Below are 19,034 nucleotides of genomic sequence, written 5' to 3'. Positions count from 1 at the left end.
GCGAGTGACGCCGTTTTGTGCAAACACGCGGGCTGTCAGGCGGGTTCGAGCAGGTTCAGGACGTCGAAAAGCTCCAGCTGTTCGGAGATTGCGGTGGTCATTACTGTTTCAGCCGAGGCTTTGAACAGCAGGCCGTAGACCGGCTTCTTGTTTCAGTATGCTCCCTGCGCGCGGATCGGCGCTTTAAGCGGGCTCAGGTGCAACACTTCCCTTTCACCGTTCTAAGCGTAACAACCAGCAGTTCGCCGGTTCCACTAGTGTTCCGTCCCAAATAATCACATAAGCTGTCGGCGACCGGCGCTTTTCATGGCGAGATCGGTTTTGAGGGAAGTACAGTCGGCGTTGACACCTTCATACACTCGGTTTTTCGGCATTTTCAACGGGCTCGTCGCTATGGTTGGCGAAGCAGGCTCTCCAGATATGGGGTGCCGAAGGACGGCCTGAAGTGGAGGCCGTCCATCCAGTCCTCGGGCGTTGACGCGTCGGCATCTGGGGCGCGGAATACCGCGTTGCAGGCGGGATGCAGCGCCGTAAAGTCCTGAACGAGGGTCGACAGAATACCCGAGACTTCCTTCATCACCGGCTCCAGCTCCGGTTGTCTGCGATAGACAACCGGATTGAGTGGAGGAAGGTGAAAGATGATCCGGCGATTGCCTTCGGCCGCGCACCAGTCTCCGAGCCCGCGCGCGTTATCAAGGAAGCCAGACTTGCGGCTCCGAAGTCTGTCCAGATCCGGAGTGCTGACAGGCTTGAACGGAAAGTACCTGTTTGAAAAAGGGTTTGCACAAGATCCGCTGTCATCCGGCGTTGCGACCCATTCTTCTCCCTGAAGAAATTTTTGCAGAGCTAGAACAAAGTTTATGGTCCGAGAAGCATCAGCATCGAGATTCATATCCGGCTCGCTCAAGGACAGTTCGAGCACGATGGTTTCTATGTGAGGGTTCTCAGTTGCGGCCTTGCCCGCCCATCGCGCCGCGGCCGTGATGTCTGCGGCGCTACGCGAGAAGTTCGCCATGCCGGACGTGGCACAGGGATCAAAGCCTCGCAGGCTGACCGAAGTCCCGATCACCCAAACTTCGGCTTGCGATGCCGAAGCGGTATTCTCGAGCCACGCATTCGCCTGCTTGGGATAGTAATGCAAGGGGCCTGGAAGTCCCTGCGTTTCAGGAAGGACGCGGGTCGTCTCGTTCAAAACGTTTGCGCGTGCTCGCAGGATTTCAGTTGCGGCAACGGCCACCCCAAAAAAGGCGATCAAGATACACAGGAAGCAAAGAGGCCCAAGCGGTTCAGAAATTTTCATAGATGACGAATCCGGAGAGCGGTGTGTTGGACAGCCAGGCAAGCCAGCCAAGAACTCCAAGGAACGCTGCCCAGGCGAGACTTGGTTTGAAAATCAGGGTTCCGTTCTGCTGTGGGAGAGTTCCGAACATGCGGGATGAGTTGGGTGCCAGAAAGGCGATTGCAGCGGCCAGAAAAAGGATTGCAAGACCGATGATGTCTGTCGGTGCTTTTGATAACGTCGGACAGGTCTCCACACCCGGTGCTCCGATCGACAGCAAAGAATATTGCCCCCCCCAGTTCCCAAGTCCTGCCAGAATGTTCAGAGCGGTATTGAGATCGCCACCCCGAAGGAAAACGACTGAAAGCGATGCGACCGAAATGCAAACCCCAAATCCGACAACCCTTGTAAAAAGCCCACCTTCAGCCGGTCCAGGCCTTGACCGTAAGCGGAGAAAGGATGCGACAATTACGGCCAAGGCGCCAAGGATACTGACTGCCAACGTCACCCTGTCCACACTGTGCCAGAGCATGACCATCGGGAAGGTCACCAGAACTGAAAGGGTCCACGCCGCAACGCGGCGCCATAGCGCCCTGCGAAAGGGGATGTTCCGTGCAAGCGCCCTCTGCAGGTAGAAGAAAAAATAATTTCGGGCGAATTGTATGAGCGACATGTGCCAGCGCATGACATAGTCGCCCAATCGAAAAGACTTCAGCGGACTGTCGAAATTAGGCGATAGCCGAAGGCCAAGGCACAATGCGATGCCTATTGCGATATCGGAATAACCTGAAAAGTTGTAGTAAAGTTCAAGAAGAAAACCGAAACTTGCAACAACCGCCTCCGGGCCGCAGGTTTCCGCGCCGCTTTTCGCAGCCTCATAAACCGGGGTCGTCAAGGCGCCGATATGACCTGAAAAGAAGCGCAATTTGAAGGCCCCAACAATGGCGAGGGCTGTGCCCGCGGCGAGCAGACCAAGATCCACCCTCTCGCTAGAAAGCCGAAGTAGCTGCGGCTGTAAAACGCGGTACGGCGTTATCGGACCCGCAGGCAAATGCGCAAAGAATGTCGAGAAAAGCAGATACTGAGACAGCGGTGCGTCAGGCGCGCGGTTTTCGTAGCGATCTAGCAGATAGGTCACTTGCTTGAAGGCATAAAACGACAGGCCAAGAGGGATTCCCGCAACCAGAAAGAAATCGCCTGAGCTCGGATGCGCCGTCGGGTTTAGTTTGAACCATGCAACGCTTGCGATATTGGCGATCAGGCCGACCAGAAGGATCGCTGTCCGATGCTCCGGCAGGTCGACCATGTATCTCGCGCAGCTTCGGTTTACGCATATGGTCCCGATAATAAGGCACAAGCTCAGCAGCGAGTTCGACGCAAGGAAACCGAGCGACATCATGACCAGAAATGGGATCGACCATTTCGGTGCGATGCTGCGCAGAAGAAAAAAACCAAGAAAAGTTGCTGGCAGAAAAAGAACTATGAATGTGGTCGATAGGAAATTCAAATCTTGCGGCCTGTTTGCCAGAATTTTCGTTTCTTGATTGTCTGTCTAAGTTCAGGCAATTACAGGTTCCAACCCTACGCTTTATATTTCTCGATCAGCATGTCCTCAATGACGAGCGCATCAAGTCCGGTGGTCGCAAAGGCCGCAAGGGCATCTTCGACCTTATGAACCATGGGACTTCCCATGATGTTGAAGCTGGTGTTGAGAATGACGGGAACCCCGGTTTCCTGTTCAAACGCCCGCACGAGGCCGTGCATCCAAGGGGTCGTTTCCGTGTCGACCGTCTGAAGGCGCCCGGTGCCGTCCTGATGAACGACTGCGGGCACGAGCAGTGCGCGATCTCGTCGCCACCGCAGCGTGATCGACATGTAGGGTGACGGCTGCGCGTTCTCGAACCAATCGCCGACGTCCTCGACACACAGGACTGGCGCAAAAGGACGGTATGGCTCGCGGCCTTTGACCAGACGGTTGATCCGGTCTTTCATGTCAGGAGCGCGCGGGTCGGCAAGGATCGACCTGTTGCCGAGGGCACGGGGCCCGAACTCTGCCCTCCCACGCATAACGCCGATAATTTTGCCTTGCGCGAGCAGTTGCGCAACCCGCGTTTCGCTGGTCCCGGAAATATCGGAAACCTGTGCCAGCCCGTGCATGTTGCCTATTTTCGCCACGCTTGAGGCCGAAGCAGCCGACCCCAAGTACGGCACTGCAGGCAGAACCGGCACCTTGTCGATGCCCGTTGTCTGCATCCAACTGAGCAAAGCTGCGCCGACCGCATTCCCATCGTCCGCCGGGGCGGGCGGAACAAACAGACGTTCAAACTTGGTGTGCCCGACGATGGTACCGTTGTACGAAGAGTTCAGCGCGCAACCGCCGCCGAGGATCAGGTTCCCCTCCGAACCTTCGTTGCATGTGTCGAGTATCCGATCAGCCAAGGCCGCGTAGGCGGCCTGCCCGCTGGCGGCCAAGTCCGCCGCATCCATCAAAGGGGCATCCCCGGACCGTGCGAAAACCGATATTTTACCTGCAATTTCAAGCAGCCTGTCACGGTCGGCAAAGCGAAGTCGCCCGTTCTCGGCCGTGAGCAGCGATAGTAGCAAGTCGCGGATCTGCGGCTGGACCGTGCCATAGGCAGCAAGTCCCATGACCTTCCATTCCTCGCCAAGCCGCCAATCAAAGCCGCAAAGCTGGGTGAGCCATGCGTAGAGGGTCCCAAGGCTGCCCGGCCCCCAAGACCGCCACTGACGTGTCAGCCTGCGGTCGCGCAGGTTATAGAACGATACCGCCCCTGCTTCGCCCTCGCCGTCTATGATCAGGCAGGCGGCCGATTGCGCGGGGGCAAATCCACAGGCCGTTATGGCGTGGCACAGGTGGTGGTCGTAACGGCGCACCTCTGGCATGTCCCGGGCAAGCCCTAACCTGAGAAGCGACGCACCTGCACGCGCGTGCAAACCGGCCTGCAACTCGCGCAACCAAAGCGCGTCAGAGGCCGGCAACAGATCGCCCGTGATCTGCACTGGAAGTTCCGCCTTGGCCTTCTTCCAAGTTGTCGCAACTGTCAGGGTGTCAGAAGCAAGGTCGAAACCGACCTGCTGGAGCGCAGAGAGAAGGTGATTGACGTGGTCCGGCGCAATCCCCCAGGCGCGCTTGTCCTGCAAGAACCGTTCGGTTGCCTCGGCAAAGACGAGTCTGCCCTGCGCATCAACAAGCGCCAGCGCCGGGTCGTGGCCCGATGTGGATAGTCCCAAATGGTAAAGCGCCATCAGCCAGCCATGCGAGACAGGACCGACTGGGCAAACTCGCGAAGCGAGTCATGTTCGAAGATTTCGGCTGGATCAATCTCCACATTGAACCGGTCCTCGACTTCGCCGCACACCAGAACCGCGTCGATGGATTGCAGTCCAATGTCCGACAGTGTCATGTCTTCGCTGATCGTTTCGGGTGCTGACCGGGTGCGTTGGGCGATCTGCTCGCGAAGGAACGAGAACAGAGCGGTTTCGTTGACGTCAGACATGCTGTGCCTTTTCCTTGAAAGTGTCGCAGGGCAGCGTGGCAAGCGCCACTGTCTGCGACATCGGGTGATAAAGATGCATTTGGGCAACCGGTTCCAGGTCAGGGAAGCGTTGGAAAAGAGCCGGTATGGCGTGTTTTATGACATGGCGCGAGACGGCGGCGCCCATGCACCGGTGCAGTCCCTGACCGAACGACACATGGCCCCTGCCATCCTTCGTCTGGCGGTTCAACACGCGTAGGTTCAGACGTGCCGTGTCACCCCTGTTGAGTTTCAGTGGCCCGGCCTGCGTCGCTTCACCGGCCACGCGGTATATGAATTTCGGGGCGCTGCAGCGTGCGATCAGATCCTCGAGATTGGCACCTAACCAATCCAGATCGGCGGCCATTGCACGAACTTCCGGTGGGCAGTTTAGCACCCATTTCAGTGCATTCGAAAGCGTGTGCGACAGGTTGAAGCTCGCACCGTAGAGTACAAGAACGACGGCTTTCAGGTCATTCTCATCAAATCCTTCGGGCGGATCAGCGAGTAGGCTTTCCAAGACCGACGGCATATCTTGGCCATTGTCGGGAACTGTCATGAAGGACAGTGCCTCCGCAAAGACCGACTGCACGTTCTGCAGATCCCGAAACGACAGCCACGGTTCCAGCACCTCCTGAAATCGCGGAGCGATCACGGTGAACCGATCCATATCGCCACAGGAAATACCCAATATCCGCATCATTGCCTTTTCACGCAATGGATCCGAAAAATCTCGCACTAAATCCACGCGTCGCCGGTTCGCCAGACTATCGAGAAGGCCTGTGACTAACCGGTCAATCACCGGTGTCCATTTACTGATCGACGATGCGCCAAGCAGACCCTGAAGGGCATCACGCAGTGCGACGTGGCGGTCGCCCTCCATGAAGAACATCGCGTTTCGCGCGATATGGATCGCCGGGCCGAGGTCACGGTCGCTGGCCTGCGCCAAAGCCCTCAAGTGACTTTCCATCGGGGGCGTACGAAAGGCATCTTGCGCAGAAAGGATGCCACGGGCGGTGTTCATATCCCGTATATCGCACAAACGCTGCGAAATACGCCGCGAGGTTTTGCCAAGATCACAGGGCAGCGCGGTCGGCGCCTGCATCATGGGCGTGACGACAAAGCGGCATTCGTCGGGTTTCAGTGTAAGATTTGGAAACCGGCGCGCCAGAACGGGAACTGCGCTTTCAAAAAGGAGTTCACTCAGGAACAGCCCGGGGCATTTGTGCGGGCCGCTACCGAAACTCATGTGCGCATCGCGCTGGTTATGCTTCTGGCGCAGTTTGGAATTCACCGCCACGATATCGATGATGGTGTGCTGGCCCTCGCGGAACGGGCAGCCTTCAATTTCGGTGTTTTGCCCGGCGACACGAACAAGGGTTCGGGTCGATTGATAGTGGCCCAGCAACTCGCCGCTGTTTTCCAGTGCCCACCCCGATTCAGCCGCTTCGTGCCACCAGGATACGGGGCCGCTCAGCAACCCGTGCAGCGCAAAGGCAAGCGATTGTGTGGCTGAATTCGATCCAACCAGAAGGCCAACCACGAAATACTCGGGGTCGAGGTCGGCGGGCAACTCGTCTCGCCGCGCGCGCATGAATTCCAGAAGTGTCGGTGCGCCTGCCGCTTTCCGCGCATCGCACTCGACGGCACAGGTCGCGACAAGGGACGCGGCCGCCGCGTTCAATGCCTTCAGCGTAGTCACCGAAAGATAGGGTTCGGTCAGGCGCTGTGCTGTCTCGACAGCCTCGAATGCTTCGCGCGTCGGTGGCAAATGCAGACCAAGGATTTCTGGCATTACCGCTAGGAAAAGTGGCAACGTGAAATCGCGCACGAGATCCGGATCGGATGCGTTGGCAAGACCGTCGCAGGCGGTTAGGCAACTTTGGGATATCCCGTCCAACCATGGACGAAGTCCCGATCTGCTGAAGAATGGGGCAATGACTTTGCGGGTCCGCAGATGATCGGCACCCGACATGGATACCAGCGTGTTGGCAGACAACCGGCGCAGCGCGTCAAGATCAATGTCGCCGCGCCGCGCGACCTCGTCAAGATAGCTGTCAATGCGCGGAAGATCCAAACCCCGTAGAACCGCCGCCGCCATAGCGGGCTCCGTCACGAAGTCCGCCTTATCGGCCCAAATCCCGCGTGTCATGGCGCTACTCGCTCAAAGGCGGCGCGATCAAAAAACACCGCCTCACGCAAAAGCGACTCTCGGTCCTTCATCACCTGCTGGCGCCTGATCTTGCCACTGCTGGTTCTTGGAAGCGTGCCCCGGCGCAAGACACTGATGGTTTCAAGCTGGACACCGGAACTGGCGGCGAGCGATTTGCGAATGCGCGCTGCGACGGCCTCCGGATTTTCCATTGGTGCAGCACCTGTGCGCAATTCGATGAAAAGGTCCGCGTCGCCATTTTCGTCCGGCCCCAGGGCGAAGGCCGCTGCGGCCGACGGGTTGAGATCGCGATGCTCGCGTGCAGCGAGCCATTCGACCTCGGCGGAGGCGACGTTACGCCCACGGACGATTATAATGTCCTTCGTGCGCCCCGTGACATACAGGCGCCCATTATGGATCCCGCCAAGATCGCCGGTGCGCAACCACGTGGTCCCGTCAGCGTCTGTGAAGAATTCATTTTGGGCGCTGTCATCCTCACCAAGGTAGCTCTCGCTAAGCGACGCCCCCCTGACCCAGACCTCGCCAGTTTCGCCCTCGGACCTCTCACCACCCGTTTCGGGATCGGCTATCCGTATCAGGGCACGCGTTGTGGCGGAAAGCAAACAGCCCTCGACGTTCTTGAAAGGTGCCGGGATGTCGTCGTTCGCGGGGCGAAGTCCTGGTTCTCCCGCCGCGAAAAGGGTGCACTCGGCCATTCCATAGCAGGCGAATACTGCCTCCCTAGCAAGGCCGTTGGCGGCAAAACGGTCGTGGAAGCGGTCCAGCAAGCCGCTGGGGATCGGTTCCGCACCGCAAAATGCCCTTGTCCACGAACTCAGGTCGAGGTCGCGCGCCTCGGCGTCAGAGATCCTTTCGAGACATTCCATAAAGGCGAAAGTCGGCCCACCGCTCAGCGTTCCCCTGTGCGTCGAAATCGCTTCGAGCCACGAAGCCGGCCGCCGGATCATGTCGAATGGGCTCATCTGCACCGAATGTGCTGCGCTGAGAAGCGGGTAAATGATGCACCCCATCAGCCCCATGTCATGATAGTGCGGCAACCAGTTGACCAGCACCGTATCCGACCCCATGCCCCAGAGGGATTGGATCAAGCTGCAGTTCTCCCGGATCTGCTGCGCCGAGATCGGAACCGCCTTTGGGCGCGATGTTGAACCGGACGTGTGCTGGATAACCGGATACGCCGGTGCACCGGGGATGTATGCCGTGGTCGTCCTGGCAACTTCAGGAGCATCTATCGCGAGTACAGAGCACGCGGTCAGCCCGCTGTGGTCGGCCAGTTGCGCTTCGACGGCGGAACGGCTGTGGCTTGTGCACAGCACTGCGGTGGCTCCGCAGGTTCGTGCTATGTTTTCGAGTCGTCCCGGTGGATCAGTCTTGCGAGGCAGCGCGACCGGCACAATGGTTCCTTCACCGATAAGCGACGCAACGAGCGACACCACAAAATCTTCGCCCGCTGGCAGGGCCGCAACAAGGACATGCGGGCCGGGGCCGATGTGGTTGCGCCAAAGCTGGAGGGTCTGATCGACACGGTCCTGCAGGTCCTTGCCCGTCAACGTCGTGGCCCGGCCCCGCCGATCCAGAACCGTCACGACGGGAGTATCCCGGCGCAAAGACAAGACATGCTCCAAATCGTGCTTGAGCGTTCCTCCGACCGGGTTAGGTCGAATTTGTCTCAACGCAGGCAATTGTTCCAATGGCAAATCCGATCACCTTTCCGGGCCGCTGATACCTCGCGCGGCATAGACAAAACTACAACACTTGTTCGCTCTGACCCGCTCTTTCTATTGATCGGTAGGTATTCAGGTACATCGCCAGCATGTTCGTCAGATCGCGCGAGATTTCGGGCCGCTTCTTCGACAATTCACTGACCGCCTCGATCACACGGCCCGCGCCCGGGTCGCGCGCGCTTTCGCGGATCAGGGTCAGAATTCCGGCAGATCCCGTACCAAGCGCCGCTTTGCCGCTTGTCGGAACAAGGTGTTCCGCAGGTGCCTTGAGGATCGATGCCACGCGTTCGAACCTGCTGATGGCATTGTCGGGATCATAAAGCTCGCATACAAGCCATCGTGCGCCTTCGGCAAGTTGCTGGCGCGTCATGTTCTTCGGTATGATGTTTGTCAAAAGACCCGCGCCAGGAAGGAGTGCCATTTTCCCGTCACCCACCAGACGGCCATCGTGACGCATCTGGTCAAACAGCGGGGTCGCGACCGGCGCAACCAGAACCGTGACGCGGATATTCACGACCGGAAGCGCCATGCCAAAAGCCAGTTGCCGCTCAAAGCAGTCCAGTCCGTCGCTGTCGAAACCAACCATCATCCCGGACAGGAGGACCACACCGCCGGACACGATGGCGGAAGCGTCGGCGACAAGATCGCGACGAAGGTTCTGGCGCTTCTGAGACTCGACCAGGGCGGCTTCGTCGCTGGTTTCGATGCCAACAAAAATCTCGCGCAGCCCCGCTTCGCTGCACATCGCGACAAGTTCGCCGTCTCGCGCCAAATCGATGGACGCCTGTGTCGAAAATTGGACGGGCTGCCGTCCGTCGCGACCGTTCCACGCTGCCAGTCCCTCCAGCAGGGCGCGCGACTTCTTGCGGTTGACCGTAAAATTATCGTCGGAAAGGCTTATCGTCCGGTAGCCGTGATCATAGAGGACCTGAGCTTCCTCAACGACCTTCGGGACGGGTTTGTGGCGCTGCTTGCGGCCCAGATACTGGATGACGTCGCAGAAATTGCACTCGAACGGACAGCCGCGGCTTGTCTGGATGACTCCTGTGACCGCGCGATCATTGGGATAAAGGTCCCAACGAGGAATCGGCGCCTCGGCGAGATCGGCTTGGGTACCTTGGTATCGTGGCTTTAGCTTGCCATCCACAAGATCCCGCGTCACTTCGGCGGCGATTGTCTCGAATTCGCCGATCACCATGCAATCCGCCATCCCTTCAAAGGTTTCGGGTGAGAGCGACACGTGCGGACCGCCAAGAATGACCGTTTTTCCCCGTTCCCTGAACGCGCGCGCGATCTCGATCCCGCGCTGTGCCTGAGCCACGTTGATACTGATCGCGACGATGTCTGATGGATCGTCGAAATCCACGTCTTCGATCTGTTCATCGCAAAGCTTGAGTTCAAACGCACCGCTGAAAAGCGCCGCCACCGTGGTAACCGCCGCTGAAGCCATGACCGCGAAGCGCCCTTCAATGTTGAGAACCGCGTCCGTCACCAAGGTATCAGCCTCGTAGGCCACAGCGGGCGCGATGATGTATATTTTCACAGCTCTTCCTCAGGACACTGGATCTATCGGAATGCCTGTCATTTCCAGCAGATAGAGGCTTGCGGGGCGCATCAAGCTCACACACTTCAGATCCCTCAGAAAGTATGCAACCCGTTATCCGGAATGGCAAGAACGGATCTTCCACTTGTGCGGAGCGACTATGACTCACATCCTGTCCGAGGAAGTCGAAGGCACGGGATTTCGGCTTCCTGACCCACCAAGGTTCGTGCGGTGCACAGTGTTTAGAGATACCTGCGTTTTTCAGTTTGAACGGCGCTGTTGGGCACCGAAAAGTCAAATGTCGTTGGCCAGAGAAATTCAGTGAGCGCGGCCTTACGCCCCTTCAACTTGAGCGATTTCGCGCCAAATCGGCATGGCCAGCGATCTCATTTCGCGGAAGTCGGTGCGTGGCATTTCGTGGCGCGGTAGGTGTAACAGGTTGGCGATCGGTTCGTGGATGGATGAAAATCGCTGCAAATGATCAGGCGATTTGAATCTCTTCATTCCTCGTTATCGGTGCCGTGTCCGCTGGTGAGAAGTCTCGGAGCGGTTGTTTAGCCCCTTGTGCGACCGATGTTTGACACCGGGCATGACCTCTCGTTTCGCCGCTCCGCATGAACGCGGTTTATCGGTGATCATCACGCGTGGCGCCGATCCCTGTCGCTTCAGAAGGTTTCGCATCAGGCGCTTTGCTGCCACCGTTTTGCGACGGCTTTGCACCAGAACATCCAAAACAAAACCGTCCTGATCGACAGCGCGCGACAGCCAGTGTTTCTTGCCACTCATCGTGATCACGACCTTATCGAGATGCCACTTGTCAGCAAACTGAGCGGACACATGAACTACGACCAGACCGCCTGAGCGATCACGTCAGGTGGAAATCGAAGGCGGTGATAGAGCGGTGAGATGCTCGTTTTGATCATGCGGCCCTATCCCACAGCAACGCAGGCCATGCACTAACTTTACCGTGCCGCATGGGAAACGAAGGCACAGCACCCCCTGACAACTTGAAAATCAGCATTGTTGACGCTATATATCGTCAGTATCACTGGAGGATCATAGATCATGCAGATCACGAGCTTTGCCGAAGCTGGGCAGTTCGAACCGCGCAAGATCGCCGCAGCGTTGCGCACTTCGGCTGAGGAAATCGCATTGACCGTGGGTTTGGGCAAAGACGCGTTACAGAGGCGAGCCCGCATAAGTTCGGACAAGACACAGCGCCGCCTGCGCGAACTGGTAGAGGTGCTGAACAAAGTCGAACCGCGTTTTGGATCGGAACTGATGGCCTATGCGTGGTACCGGTCAGAGCCACTGCCCGGTTTTGATGGCCGGACTGCCATGCAACTCGTGCAGGAAGGCAAAGCACAGCAGGTTCTGGAATACATCGATGCGGTCGATGCGGGCGTCTTTGCCTGATGCCGCTGAAAGATGGACGCTACACAGGGCCACTCTATCGCGCCCTGAACCCGATCTATGCGCGTGAACCTCTGTCCGGACGTGGCGCTGAACTCTACGGAGGGCGCTTTAACGCCAAGGGCACCCCTGCACTCTACACCTCGCTGGACCCCGCGACCGCTCTTAGAGAAGCCAACCAGGTCGGCAGCCTGCAACCTACGATCCTGGTGTCCTACAAGGCCGACCTTGGGCCTATTTTCGATACCCGCGATCAGGACGGACTTGAACAGTATGGTATGACAGCGTCAATGCTTGCCGACCCTGCATGGCGCATGAAGATGCTCAATGGCCAACCTGTGCCGACACAGGATTTAGCAAGCACCCTCATTGCGGATCGGTTTGCGGGGTTTCTGATCCAGAGTTTTGCGAAGGGCGCGTTGTCATTGGACTTCAACATCGTGTTATGGGCTTGGACTGACCACAACGGTTCTTTGGAAGTCGTGGATGACGAAGAGCGGCTGTCACGGATGTGAGCTGTGAGGATTGGTGTCTCATTTGCCCACCGCGATGGACATCGGTTGGTCCGAGGGACCCGGAATGACCGCACAGTATCGCCCTGGTGGGTTTTGGCTCGGTGGCCTTGACGCAATTGGAGAGGTGGCGCGTCATTGCAATAGTTACCGATCAGACGTCCACCGCGGTGGACACTAGGCGGTTTGCATAGCGGTTTTGGCCACACGCTTGATCAAAGCCACTGGATCAAACTGGTCTTGACGTTGGCCCAGGGTGATACCGTGAAAATACGCTCCAAAGTCCCTGATGCGTTTTCCAAGCTTTAGCATGGCCAATGACAGTTAACTTTACGGTGCCCTCTTTACCTGTAATGTCTGTCTTCAAAGGGTAACCCCCCGCGCTTGTTTATACCAACAGGCCAATGACGCACGTGGGGGATAGGGGCGTGCGCTCGCTAGATTTTCCGCCGGGCTTTGAGTGCCCCCAGCAAAGCCAAGGATGACAGACCCAGCACAATACCAGCCGGCAGGGGCACGACTGTGGCACCCGGCAGATCAGACATCGACAATGCGGGGTTGCTCAAGAAGCCCGGGTTACTGTCTGCTGCGAAAATGCTCAGTCCCTCAGACGTGGTGACAAACAACTTACTTGTATTGCCAAAATCAAAAAATCCGTATCCGCTAGCGAGGCCTGCGCCTACCGAAGCTCTGATCGTGACCCTTTGACCGACAGAAACCTGCCTTGAAACGACAAGCCAATCCCCGATAGTCCCGCTCATTTCGACCCGTTCGCCGGTGCCATGGTCTTGAACGTTTTCCCAGTTGTCCTCGACGATGTATTGTTCTGTGTTGAAATCAAGGCCAGTGCCTGCGGTCTGCACAGTCAGAATAGATGAAACATCCAAAACAGCTTGGTCATTCCCATAATCATCCACGTCATAGGCATAGTACGATCCCTCGGTAAACAGGTATGCTGTTAGCGTCCCCGCTCCTGTCGTCGTAAATGACCCTGAAATACTTGCGTCGGCACGTGCCTGCTCACCCCTGGTGCTGGTATTTGTTGTGGTAATCTCACCATAAATTTTAAGTTCGCCCGTCTCTTCATTCGCCTTTGCAGATGCCTTAGACAACCCAACAACCCCAAGTGAGAAATCACCGGCAAATAAATCGGCTTCGACGGAAATTCCATCTCCACAGTCTGATGTGTCCGATGAGCAAGTCTCAGTAAAAAGACGGTTCACTTGAGCCGACAACATAGTGGCCGCATGGGCAGAGTTGGCCAAGAGCAAACTAGTGAACAGATAAATCGACGTTTTTGACCAAGCGCATTGCCCAAAAATATTTCTAAACTGAACTTTTGCGACGATGTCTGAACTTCCGGTGTTCCTAAGAACAAGCTTCCGCCCTCTCCATTTTCCTTTAATGGCGTAGCGCGCTTCACCCCTAATATCTGGAAGCCTTTTGTCTGCACTCTGGTTGACGGTAAGGGAATTTCTATCTTCAGTCTTATTATTAGATGCCATTTTCGGTATGCCTTTCTCAGTCTATCTAGTCGCCGTTGACGTAATCACGATGGGAAATCATAGTCAGGTAGTTAGCCGCTGGCTCGCGCGCCTGTTCACTTCGCATCAGCTGCCGAACGGTTCGCAGATGAGGATTGCACATAGGCCAACTGGGCACTCCCCCCTCAAGGGGGGTAACGGCTAAGAAAGCCATTCGTAGACTTGATGTGTGGGATTTCCTAAGGGCAATGTGTCCTGAAACCGTAAGGAGGCGCTGCTGTGAGTCTACCGCAGAAACCAAGATCTGCGCTGGTTGAGACCATTCAATTGGGGCTTCCAGCATGGTCCGGGCGCGCTGCTGGGGCGCTCTCAGTGCCAGATGGTGTGCAAGCGTGCGAACAGTTCTTTTTTGGCGCCTTCGATGGGTGCCAGTACCCCGTCATGGTCTACGATCAAATGGCGCAGCGATTGATTCATCCGCTGGCACAGGGGGACGAACCCACCTTTCCCGAAAGCCTCCCCGCCTTTAAGGAATATGCCAAAGCGCCCACTTTTGTGATGTCAAAGGATGCTTTGATCTTCATCTTTAATCGATTAGATCGCTGGCCCCTTGCGCCTGCAGAGGTCGCTTTCGTGGCGGTGTCAATTGAACGTGAGCTGTTCAATGCCGCTACCGGTATGTCGCTGACCCCAAGTGAGTATTCGTTGGTTAGCTTGCTGCTAGCAGGCCATAATCTCCAGTCTGCGGCGGATTACACTGGGGCCAGCTACGACACCAAGAGAAAGCAGGTCCGGACGATCTTGGAAAAGGCAAGCCTGAGCGGCCAAGCAGCATTGCTTCGCGAAGTGTCGCTCGCAATATCCTCGGATGTGTTGAACGATCTCTTGCAGCCGGACCAACGCAGACCAGAGGTCGAGCTTGCGCAACGCACCTATGGTCGGGATGTCGTGATCCATTCGATTTCCATAGGTACTTCGCGGGATGTGCCGGTATGGGAATTCGGCGCCCGCCGGGGACAGCCAATCCTGTACTTCCACTCCATGCTAGCCCCGATGATGTTCACGACAAACATGGTCGAGACGTTGAAGGAACGTAACCTGCGCATTCTCATGATCCCGCGCCATTTCTTTCGCGCTGAGCCAGGAGGCCGCGGAGCACAATATCAGATTCTTCAGGCTGCGTCGGACATTGCCGATTACTTCTGCGGCGAGCCCGTCATCTGTATGGGCGAGAGCGCAGGCTGTTCTTGGGCGGCACAATTCACCCGCGCGTTCCCCGATCAAGTCAGCGAACTTGTCTTGGTGGCGACGCCTCAAGCGGTCCGCCCGAAAGATGCGGAGCGATTTTTACCACGTCCACTGACGCTGTTATTGGAAGTGTCCAACCGTATTCGGAACGTTGATCGTGTAATCTCGGGGCTGACTAGGGTCTATAACGCGATCGCACGGGTCCCAGCCTTGTCCCGTCGGTCACTGGATTTCATGCTCCGGCACGCGCCGTCTGACGTAGCAAGCATTGAAGAATCCTACACCAAGCTTTTTCTTGGCGATTGGCTCCGCCTCATTGCAAACAAGGCGACGCGTGCCTCAATTGACGAGGTCGCACATTTGCAATCCGACTGGGTGGAAGATTTACAGCATTTAACTCGGCCAATGCGCTTCTTCCACGGGACAGAGGATACGCTTTGCCCGATTGAAGACGCAAGAGTGATGGTCGAGGTCCTTCCGACTGCGACGTTCCAGGCATTTGAAGGCGCTGGCCATCTTGTACTTGGTCAACGGCTTGATGGTATCCTCACCTCTCTTGCCGCCGACCGGAAGTCGGCGGAGCTTGTACGCTAGCCTTGCCGATTAATTAGATAGAGTGAAAAAGTACCTACGGCCCGTACCATTGCGAAGGTCAGATAAGTTCGCTGACTGGACACACCCCCCTTGCCAGAACCCGTGCGGCAGAAACGACCGATATTGGTGAAACACTCGACCTGCTACATGTTGTGTTTACCGGATCAGGTCCTTTCCAACCCGCTGTGATTGCGGTCAAAGGCAGTGTTTTTGGCTGAAACGATCAGGCGTGGTTCTGACGCCTAGCTCGGAACCATTTTGGCCAGACGTTTGAGGTTCTAGGGTCAGGACCCATTGATTTCCGTCGGATGGCGTGATTCACGGTTCGAAAAGCGAGCGGTGAACATGTCTGATCTCTTCTGGCTGAGCGACGCGCAGATGGCACGTCTGGAGCCCTATTTTCCGAAGTCCCACGGTAAGCCGCGCGTCGATGACCGGCGGGTGCTGAGTGGTATTATCTTCATCAATCGTAATGGGTTGCGGTGGCGCGATGCACCTGCGGAGTACGGTCCGCACAAGACCCTGTATAATCGCTGGAAGCGATGGAGCGACAAGGGCGTTTTTGCTCGCATCATGGTTGGCTTGGCCGCTGAGCACGGCGAGAAGAAAGCGGCGATGATCGACGCGACGTATCTGAAGGCACACCGGACCGCGACCAGTATGGGCGTCAAAAAGGGGGGCGCGGTCGTCTGATCGGGCGCACCAAGGGCGGCATGAACACCAAGCTGCACGCCATCTGCGACAGCCAGGGGCGGCCGCTTGACCTCTTTGTCACCGCTGGACAGGTCAGCGACTACATTGGCGCACGGGCATTGCTGGGCGGCTTGCCAAAGGTCGAATGGCTGCTCGGAGACCGAGGCTACGACGCCGACTGGTTCAGAGACGCGTTGAAAGACAAAGGGATACGCGCCTGTATCCCGGGTCGAACGCAGCGCAAGACGATCGTGAAATACGACAAGCGCCGCTACAAACGACGCAACCGGATCGAGATCATGTTCGGCAGGCTCAAGGACTGGCGGCGCGTCGCAACTCGATACGACAGGTGCCCGAAGGTCTTCCTCTCCGCAATCGCGCTCGCAGCAACCGTCATCTATTGGCTATGAGTCCTGACCCTAGCTTTGTCTGACCGCATTCTTGTCATCTTCAAAGGCAAGATAGTTGGCGAGTTCGCGCACGACAACGCCGATATTGAAAAGATAGGCCTGCTCATGGCGGGACACTCCGACGACAGCTCACGACAGGACGCAATTGCGGAGAAGGGCATCGCATGAACATCAACATAGAAAAGCGCCTTGTCGCGAGCAACATCTGGCAAATCGGATCGGTCGTGATCGCTCTGGCGGCCTCTGGCGTTGTCTGCGCTCTACTCCTTCTGACGGCAGGTGCCGACATTTGGCAAGCCTTCGCAGCTCTTTGGGACGGTGCATTCGGCGATTGGCGCGCGACTTGGAAGACTTTGATCAAGGCCACCCCACTTATTCTAACCGGTGTCGCTGTGTCAGTCGCATTCCGGGCTAGGATCTGGAACATCGGCGCTGAGGGCCAGCTTTATGCTGGGGCGATGATGTCATACTGGCTCTATACAAGCGTTGGCCCCCTGCCCCTCCCGATTTTGATCCCCTTGCTGTTCGTCGCAGGCGCGCTTGGCGGCGGTCTCTGCGGGGGATTGGCCGGATATCTCAGCGCGAAGTATCGGGTGAACGAGATTCTGACGACAGTGATGATGAACTACATTATCCACTACTTGGTATCGTATCTGCTTGTTGGCCCCTGGAGGGACCCGTCGCAGTTCGTCCTTCAATCCCCAAAAATTGACAGTGATGCTTTACTTCCCTTCGTCTTGCCAGCGACGCGTTTGCATCTGGGCTTTCCGATCGCGGTCGCTGTGGCGATTATCACCTACTTTGTCATCACCAAATCTAGCCTTGGATACGAGATTCGGGCTGTTGGCATGAACAAACTCGCCTCACGGTTCAAAGGCATCAGGATCGAGCGCACTATAATTACGGCCATGCTGATAAGTGGTGCCGTTGCTGGGCTTGCTGGTGTCATCGAGGTCTTTGGTGTTCACGCCCGCATGAAGCCTGACATATCCTTGGGCTTCGGATTCACCGGTATCATTATTGCTGTGATTGCTCTGCTCAACCCTATCGCTGTGATTTTCGTTGCCATCCTTTTTGGCGGCTTCGTGAATGGAGGCATAAAATTACAGGTGGCAACCGGCGTACCCAGCACAATGACCGATGCCATCCAAGCGATCATCTTGATCTTCTTCCTGACCGCCGCCGTGCTGGCGCGTTATAAAATAGTAATCGAGGCAAAACAATGAACGATCTTTTTCAGGAGGCTGTTCTTATCAGCATGTTTGCAGCCGCAGTGCGCATTGCCACGCCGCTGCTTTTTGCTGCCTTGGGGGAGCTGATCACCGAACGCGCAGGTATTCTGAACCTCGGTGTCGAAGGCACGCTCCTTATGGCCGCCTTTGCGGGGTTTGCGGGCAGCTTCTGGTTCGGAAACAACTTCATAGGTGTTCTTTTTGCAATGTTTGTCGGGGCCGTGATGGCGTTCCTAATGGTTTTCATGGCAGCGACCCTAAAGGTCGAACAGGTCGTTACCGGGTTATCGTTGAATCTATTGGCGGCAGGGATGTCCCTCTATTTATACAAGACCTTCTTCCAAGGCGGTGAGGAGCCCTACATCGTCGTCATGGCGACACAGCCGATCCCGCTTTTGTCCGATATTCCCTACATCGGCGATATTCTATTCCAACAAAAACTGTTGACCTACTTGGCGTTTATGGCGGTCCCTGCTGTCTGGTTCCTACTATACCGGACAAAGTGGGGACTAGAGATCCGCGCGCTCGGCGAAAACCCGAAAGTGATCGACACCAAGGGGATGAGTGTTTCGCTAAGGCAATATTCTGCGGTGATCCTGGGCGGTGTTCTGATCGGGCTGGGTGGCGCCTTCATTACCATTGGCTCAGTTGTGCGTTTTGTCCCGGATATCTCGGCTGGCCGTGGCTGGCTTGCCTTAGTGATTGTGATCGCAGGCAATTGGCGCCCTGGTGGGATTCTGATGGCAGCCCTTGTCTTTGCCTTTCTTGATGCTTTGCAACTACAGATTCAAGGTGTTGGCGTTGCTATGCCTTACCAGATTTTCCTAGCCCTGCCCTACGTTCTTGCAATTGTCCTAATGATATTTAAGGCGCGTCGAGGACGGTCAGAGGAACCACAACGACTAGGAGTGCCGTATTTCAGAGGAGAACGGTAGTTGCGGCGAGCATACTTGATTTTAGACGCATTAAGCGATGTGGCAAAGTCGCAGCCACGGCGTACTTCAGAGAAACCGACGGCAACAACGGCCCGCCGGACGAAGTGGTGCTCGTCGAAAGTGGGGCCAAGACAGCGGGCCTTTGCGACATGAACTGGTCCTGTCACGATTATGTCCGCTCTGCAGCCATTCACTTAGGCAAAATGTAGAAACCTGAACCAATGGCGGCTCTTGGAGAGCTGCAGTGCGGCGGTTGAT

14 protein-coding genes and 1 pseudogene are annotated in these 19,034 nt (G+C 56.7%); 6 read left to right on the top strand and 9 right to left on the bottom strand.

The genetic code is table 11. The features are described from left to right. Positions 1–391 precede the first annotated feature (391 nt). The 8 genes and pseudogenes from E2L05_RS08555 to E2L05_RS08520 form a co-directional block, all read right to left on the bottom strand. Positions 392–1,300, bottom strand: coding sequence for a hypothetical protein (locus E2L05_RS08555; RefSeq protein ID WP_133342505.1), 909 nt, complete (start codon positions 1,298–1,300; stop codon positions 392–394). Next, a complete protein-coding gene (locus E2L05_RS08550; protein WP_133342504.1) occupies positions 1,287–2,585 on the bottom strand; it encodes a hypothetical protein in 1,299 nt (432 codons plus the stop codon). The genes E2L05_RS08555 and E2L05_RS08550 overlap by 14 nt, the downstream gene beginning before the upstream one ends. 275 nt (positions 2,586–2,860) lie before the next feature. Then, positions 2,861–4,546, bottom strand: coding sequence for a carbamoyltransferase family protein (locus tag E2L05_RS08545; RefSeq protein ID WP_133342503.1), 1,686 nt, complete (start codon positions 4,544–4,546; stop codon positions 2,861–2,863). After that, positions 4,546–4,797, bottom strand: a complete 252-nt coding sequence (locus E2L05_RS08540; protein ID WP_133342502.1) for an acyl carrier protein — start codon at positions 4,795–4,797, stop codon at positions 4,546–4,548. Before E2L05_RS08540 ends, E2L05_RS08545 begins: the two co-directional genes overlap by 1 nt. Continuing rightward, on the bottom strand, positions 4,790–6,967 hold the full coding sequence (locus E2L05_RS08535; protein ID WP_133342501.1) for a cytochrome P450: 2,178 nt from the start codon (positions 6,965–6,967) through the stop codon (positions 4,790–4,792). The genes E2L05_RS08540 and E2L05_RS08535 overlap by 8 nt, the downstream gene beginning before the upstream one ends. Next, positions 6,964–8,679 (bottom strand): AMP-binding protein, encoded by a 1,716-nt coding sequence (locus E2L05_RS08530; protein WP_165971717.1) that lies wholly within the window; start codon positions 8,677–8,679, stop codon positions 6,964–6,966. Before E2L05_RS08530 ends, E2L05_RS08535 begins: the two co-directional genes overlap by 4 nt. A 55-nt stretch (positions 8,680–8,734) precedes the next feature. Continuing rightward, positions 8,735–10,255: a radical SAM protein gene (locus E2L05_RS08525; protein ID WP_133342499.1), complete on the bottom strand. Its 1,521-nt coding sequence runs from the start codon at positions 10,253–10,255 to the stop codon at positions 8,735–8,737. A gap of 333 nt (positions 10,256–10,588) precedes the next feature. Further along, positions 10,589–11,074: pseudogene (locus E2L05_RS08520) on the bottom strand (IS6 family transposase); the annotation flags it as partial. Between the two features lie 246 nt (positions 11,075–11,320). On the opposite strand from E2L05_RS08520, the gene E2L05_RS08515 reads away from it, so the two are divergent. Together E2L05_RS08515 and E2L05_RS08510 are read left to right on the top strand one after the other, a co-directional pair. Beyond that, positions 11,321–11,671 carry an MbcA/ParS/Xre antitoxin family protein gene (locus E2L05_RS08515; RefSeq protein ID WP_133342498.1) on the top strand — a complete coding sequence of 117 codons (351 nt, stop codon included), beginning with the start codon at positions 11,321–11,323 and terminating at the stop codon, positions 11,669–11,671. Then, on the top strand, positions 11,671–12,183 hold the full coding sequence (locus tag E2L05_RS08510) for an RES family NAD+ phosphorylase (RefSeq protein ID WP_133342497.1): 513 nt from the start codon (positions 11,671–11,673) through the stop codon (positions 12,181–12,183). Before E2L05_RS08515 ends, E2L05_RS08510 begins: the two co-directional genes overlap by 1 nt. A gap of 434 nt (positions 12,184–12,617) precedes the next feature. On the opposite strand, the gene E2L05_RS08500 is transcribed toward E2L05_RS08510, so the two are convergent. Then, entirely contained in the window at positions 12,618–13,685 is a 1,068-nt protein-coding gene (locus E2L05_RS08500) for a hypothetical protein (RefSeq protein ID WP_133342496.1), read from the bottom strand. A 258-nt stretch (positions 13,686–13,943) separates the two neighbouring features. Between E2L05_RS08500 and E2L05_RS08495 the strand changes: the two genes are divergently transcribed. The 4 genes from E2L05_RS08495 to E2L05_RS08480 all read left to right on the top strand — a co-directional run bounded on the left by E2L05_RS08495 (position 13,944) and on the right by E2L05_RS08480 (position 18,776). Next, positions 13,944–15,506: an alpha/beta fold hydrolase gene (locus E2L05_RS08495; RefSeq protein WP_133342495.1), complete on the top strand. Its 1,563-nt coding sequence runs from the start codon at positions 13,944–13,946 to the stop codon at positions 15,504–15,506. A 345-nt stretch (positions 15,507–15,851) separates the two neighbouring features. Then, a protein-coding gene (locus tag E2L05_RS08490; RefSeq protein ID WP_133342494.1) for an IS5 family transposase occupies positions 15,852–16,609 on the top strand; the annotation gives its coding sequence in 2 pieces (ribosomal slippage) (positions 15,852–16,173 and positions 16,173–16,609; 759 coding nt in all). A gap of 164 nt (positions 16,610–16,773) precedes the next feature. Next, positions 16,774–17,835 carry an ABC transporter permease gene (locus tag E2L05_RS08485; protein WP_133342493.1) on the top strand — a complete coding sequence of 354 codons (1,062 nt, stop codon included), beginning with the start codon at positions 16,774–16,776 and terminating at the stop codon, positions 17,833–17,835. After that, complete coding sequence (locus E2L05_RS08480; RefSeq protein WP_133342492.1) at positions 17,832–18,776, top strand: ABC transporter permease; 945 nt, start codon at positions 17,832–17,834, stop codon at positions 18,774–18,776. Before E2L05_RS08485 ends, E2L05_RS08480 begins: the two co-directional genes overlap by 4 nt. Positions 18,777–19,034 lie beyond the last annotated feature (258 nt).

The organism is Meridianimarinicoccus aquatilis (assembly GCF_004358675.1).
In the GTDB taxonomy this organism is placed as follows: domain Bacteria; phylum Pseudomonadota; class Alphaproteobacteria; order Rhodobacterales; family Rhodobacteraceae; genus Meridianimarinicoccus; species Meridianimarinicoccus aquatilis.
This window is presented reverse-complemented; position numbering and strand designations above follow the sequence as displayed.

What these genes read in the sequence shown, in the direction of transcription:
- E2L05_RS08555 (WP_133342505.1), bottom strand. Translation starts at nt 1,300, where the DNA reads ATGAAAATTTCTGAACCGCTTGGGCCTCTTTGCTTCCTGTGTATCTTG.
- E2L05_RS08550 (WP_133342504.1), bottom strand. Translation starts at nt 2,585, where the DNA reads ATGGTCGACCTGCCGGAGCATCGGACAGCGATCCTTCTGGTCGGCCTG.
- E2L05_RS08545 (WP_133342503.1), bottom strand. Translation starts at nt 4,546, where the DNA reads ATGGCGCTTTACCATTTGGGACTATCCACATCGGGCCACGACCCGGCG.
- E2L05_RS08540 (WP_133342502.1), bottom strand. Translation starts at nt 4,797, where the DNA reads ATGTCTGACGTCAACGAAACCGCTCTGTTCTCGTTCCTTCGCGAGCAG.
- E2L05_RS08535 (WP_133342501.1), bottom strand. Translation starts at nt 6,967, where the DNA reads ATGACACGCGGGATTTGGGCCGATAAGGCGGACTTCGTGACGGAGCCC.
- E2L05_RS08515 (WP_133342498.1), top strand. Translation starts at nt 11,321, where the DNA reads ATGCAGATCACGAGCTTTGCCGAAGCTGGGCAGTTCGAACCGCGCAAG.
- E2L05_RS08510 (WP_133342497.1), top strand. Translation starts at nt 11,671, where the DNA reads ATGCCGCTGAAAGATGGACGCTACACAGGGCCACTCTATCGCGCCCTG.
- E2L05_RS08500 (WP_133342496.1), bottom strand. Translation starts at nt 13,685, where the DNA reads ATGGCATCTAATAATAAGACTGAAGATAGAAATTCCCTTACCGTCAAC.
- E2L05_RS08485 (WP_133342493.1), top strand. Translation starts at nt 16,774, where the DNA reads ATGAACATCAACATAGAAAAGCGCCTTGTCGCGAGCAACATCTGGCAA.
- E2L05_RS08480 (WP_133342492.1), top strand. Translation starts at nt 17,832, where the DNA reads ATGAACGATCTTTTTCAGGAGGCTGTTCTTATCAGCATGTTTGCAGCC.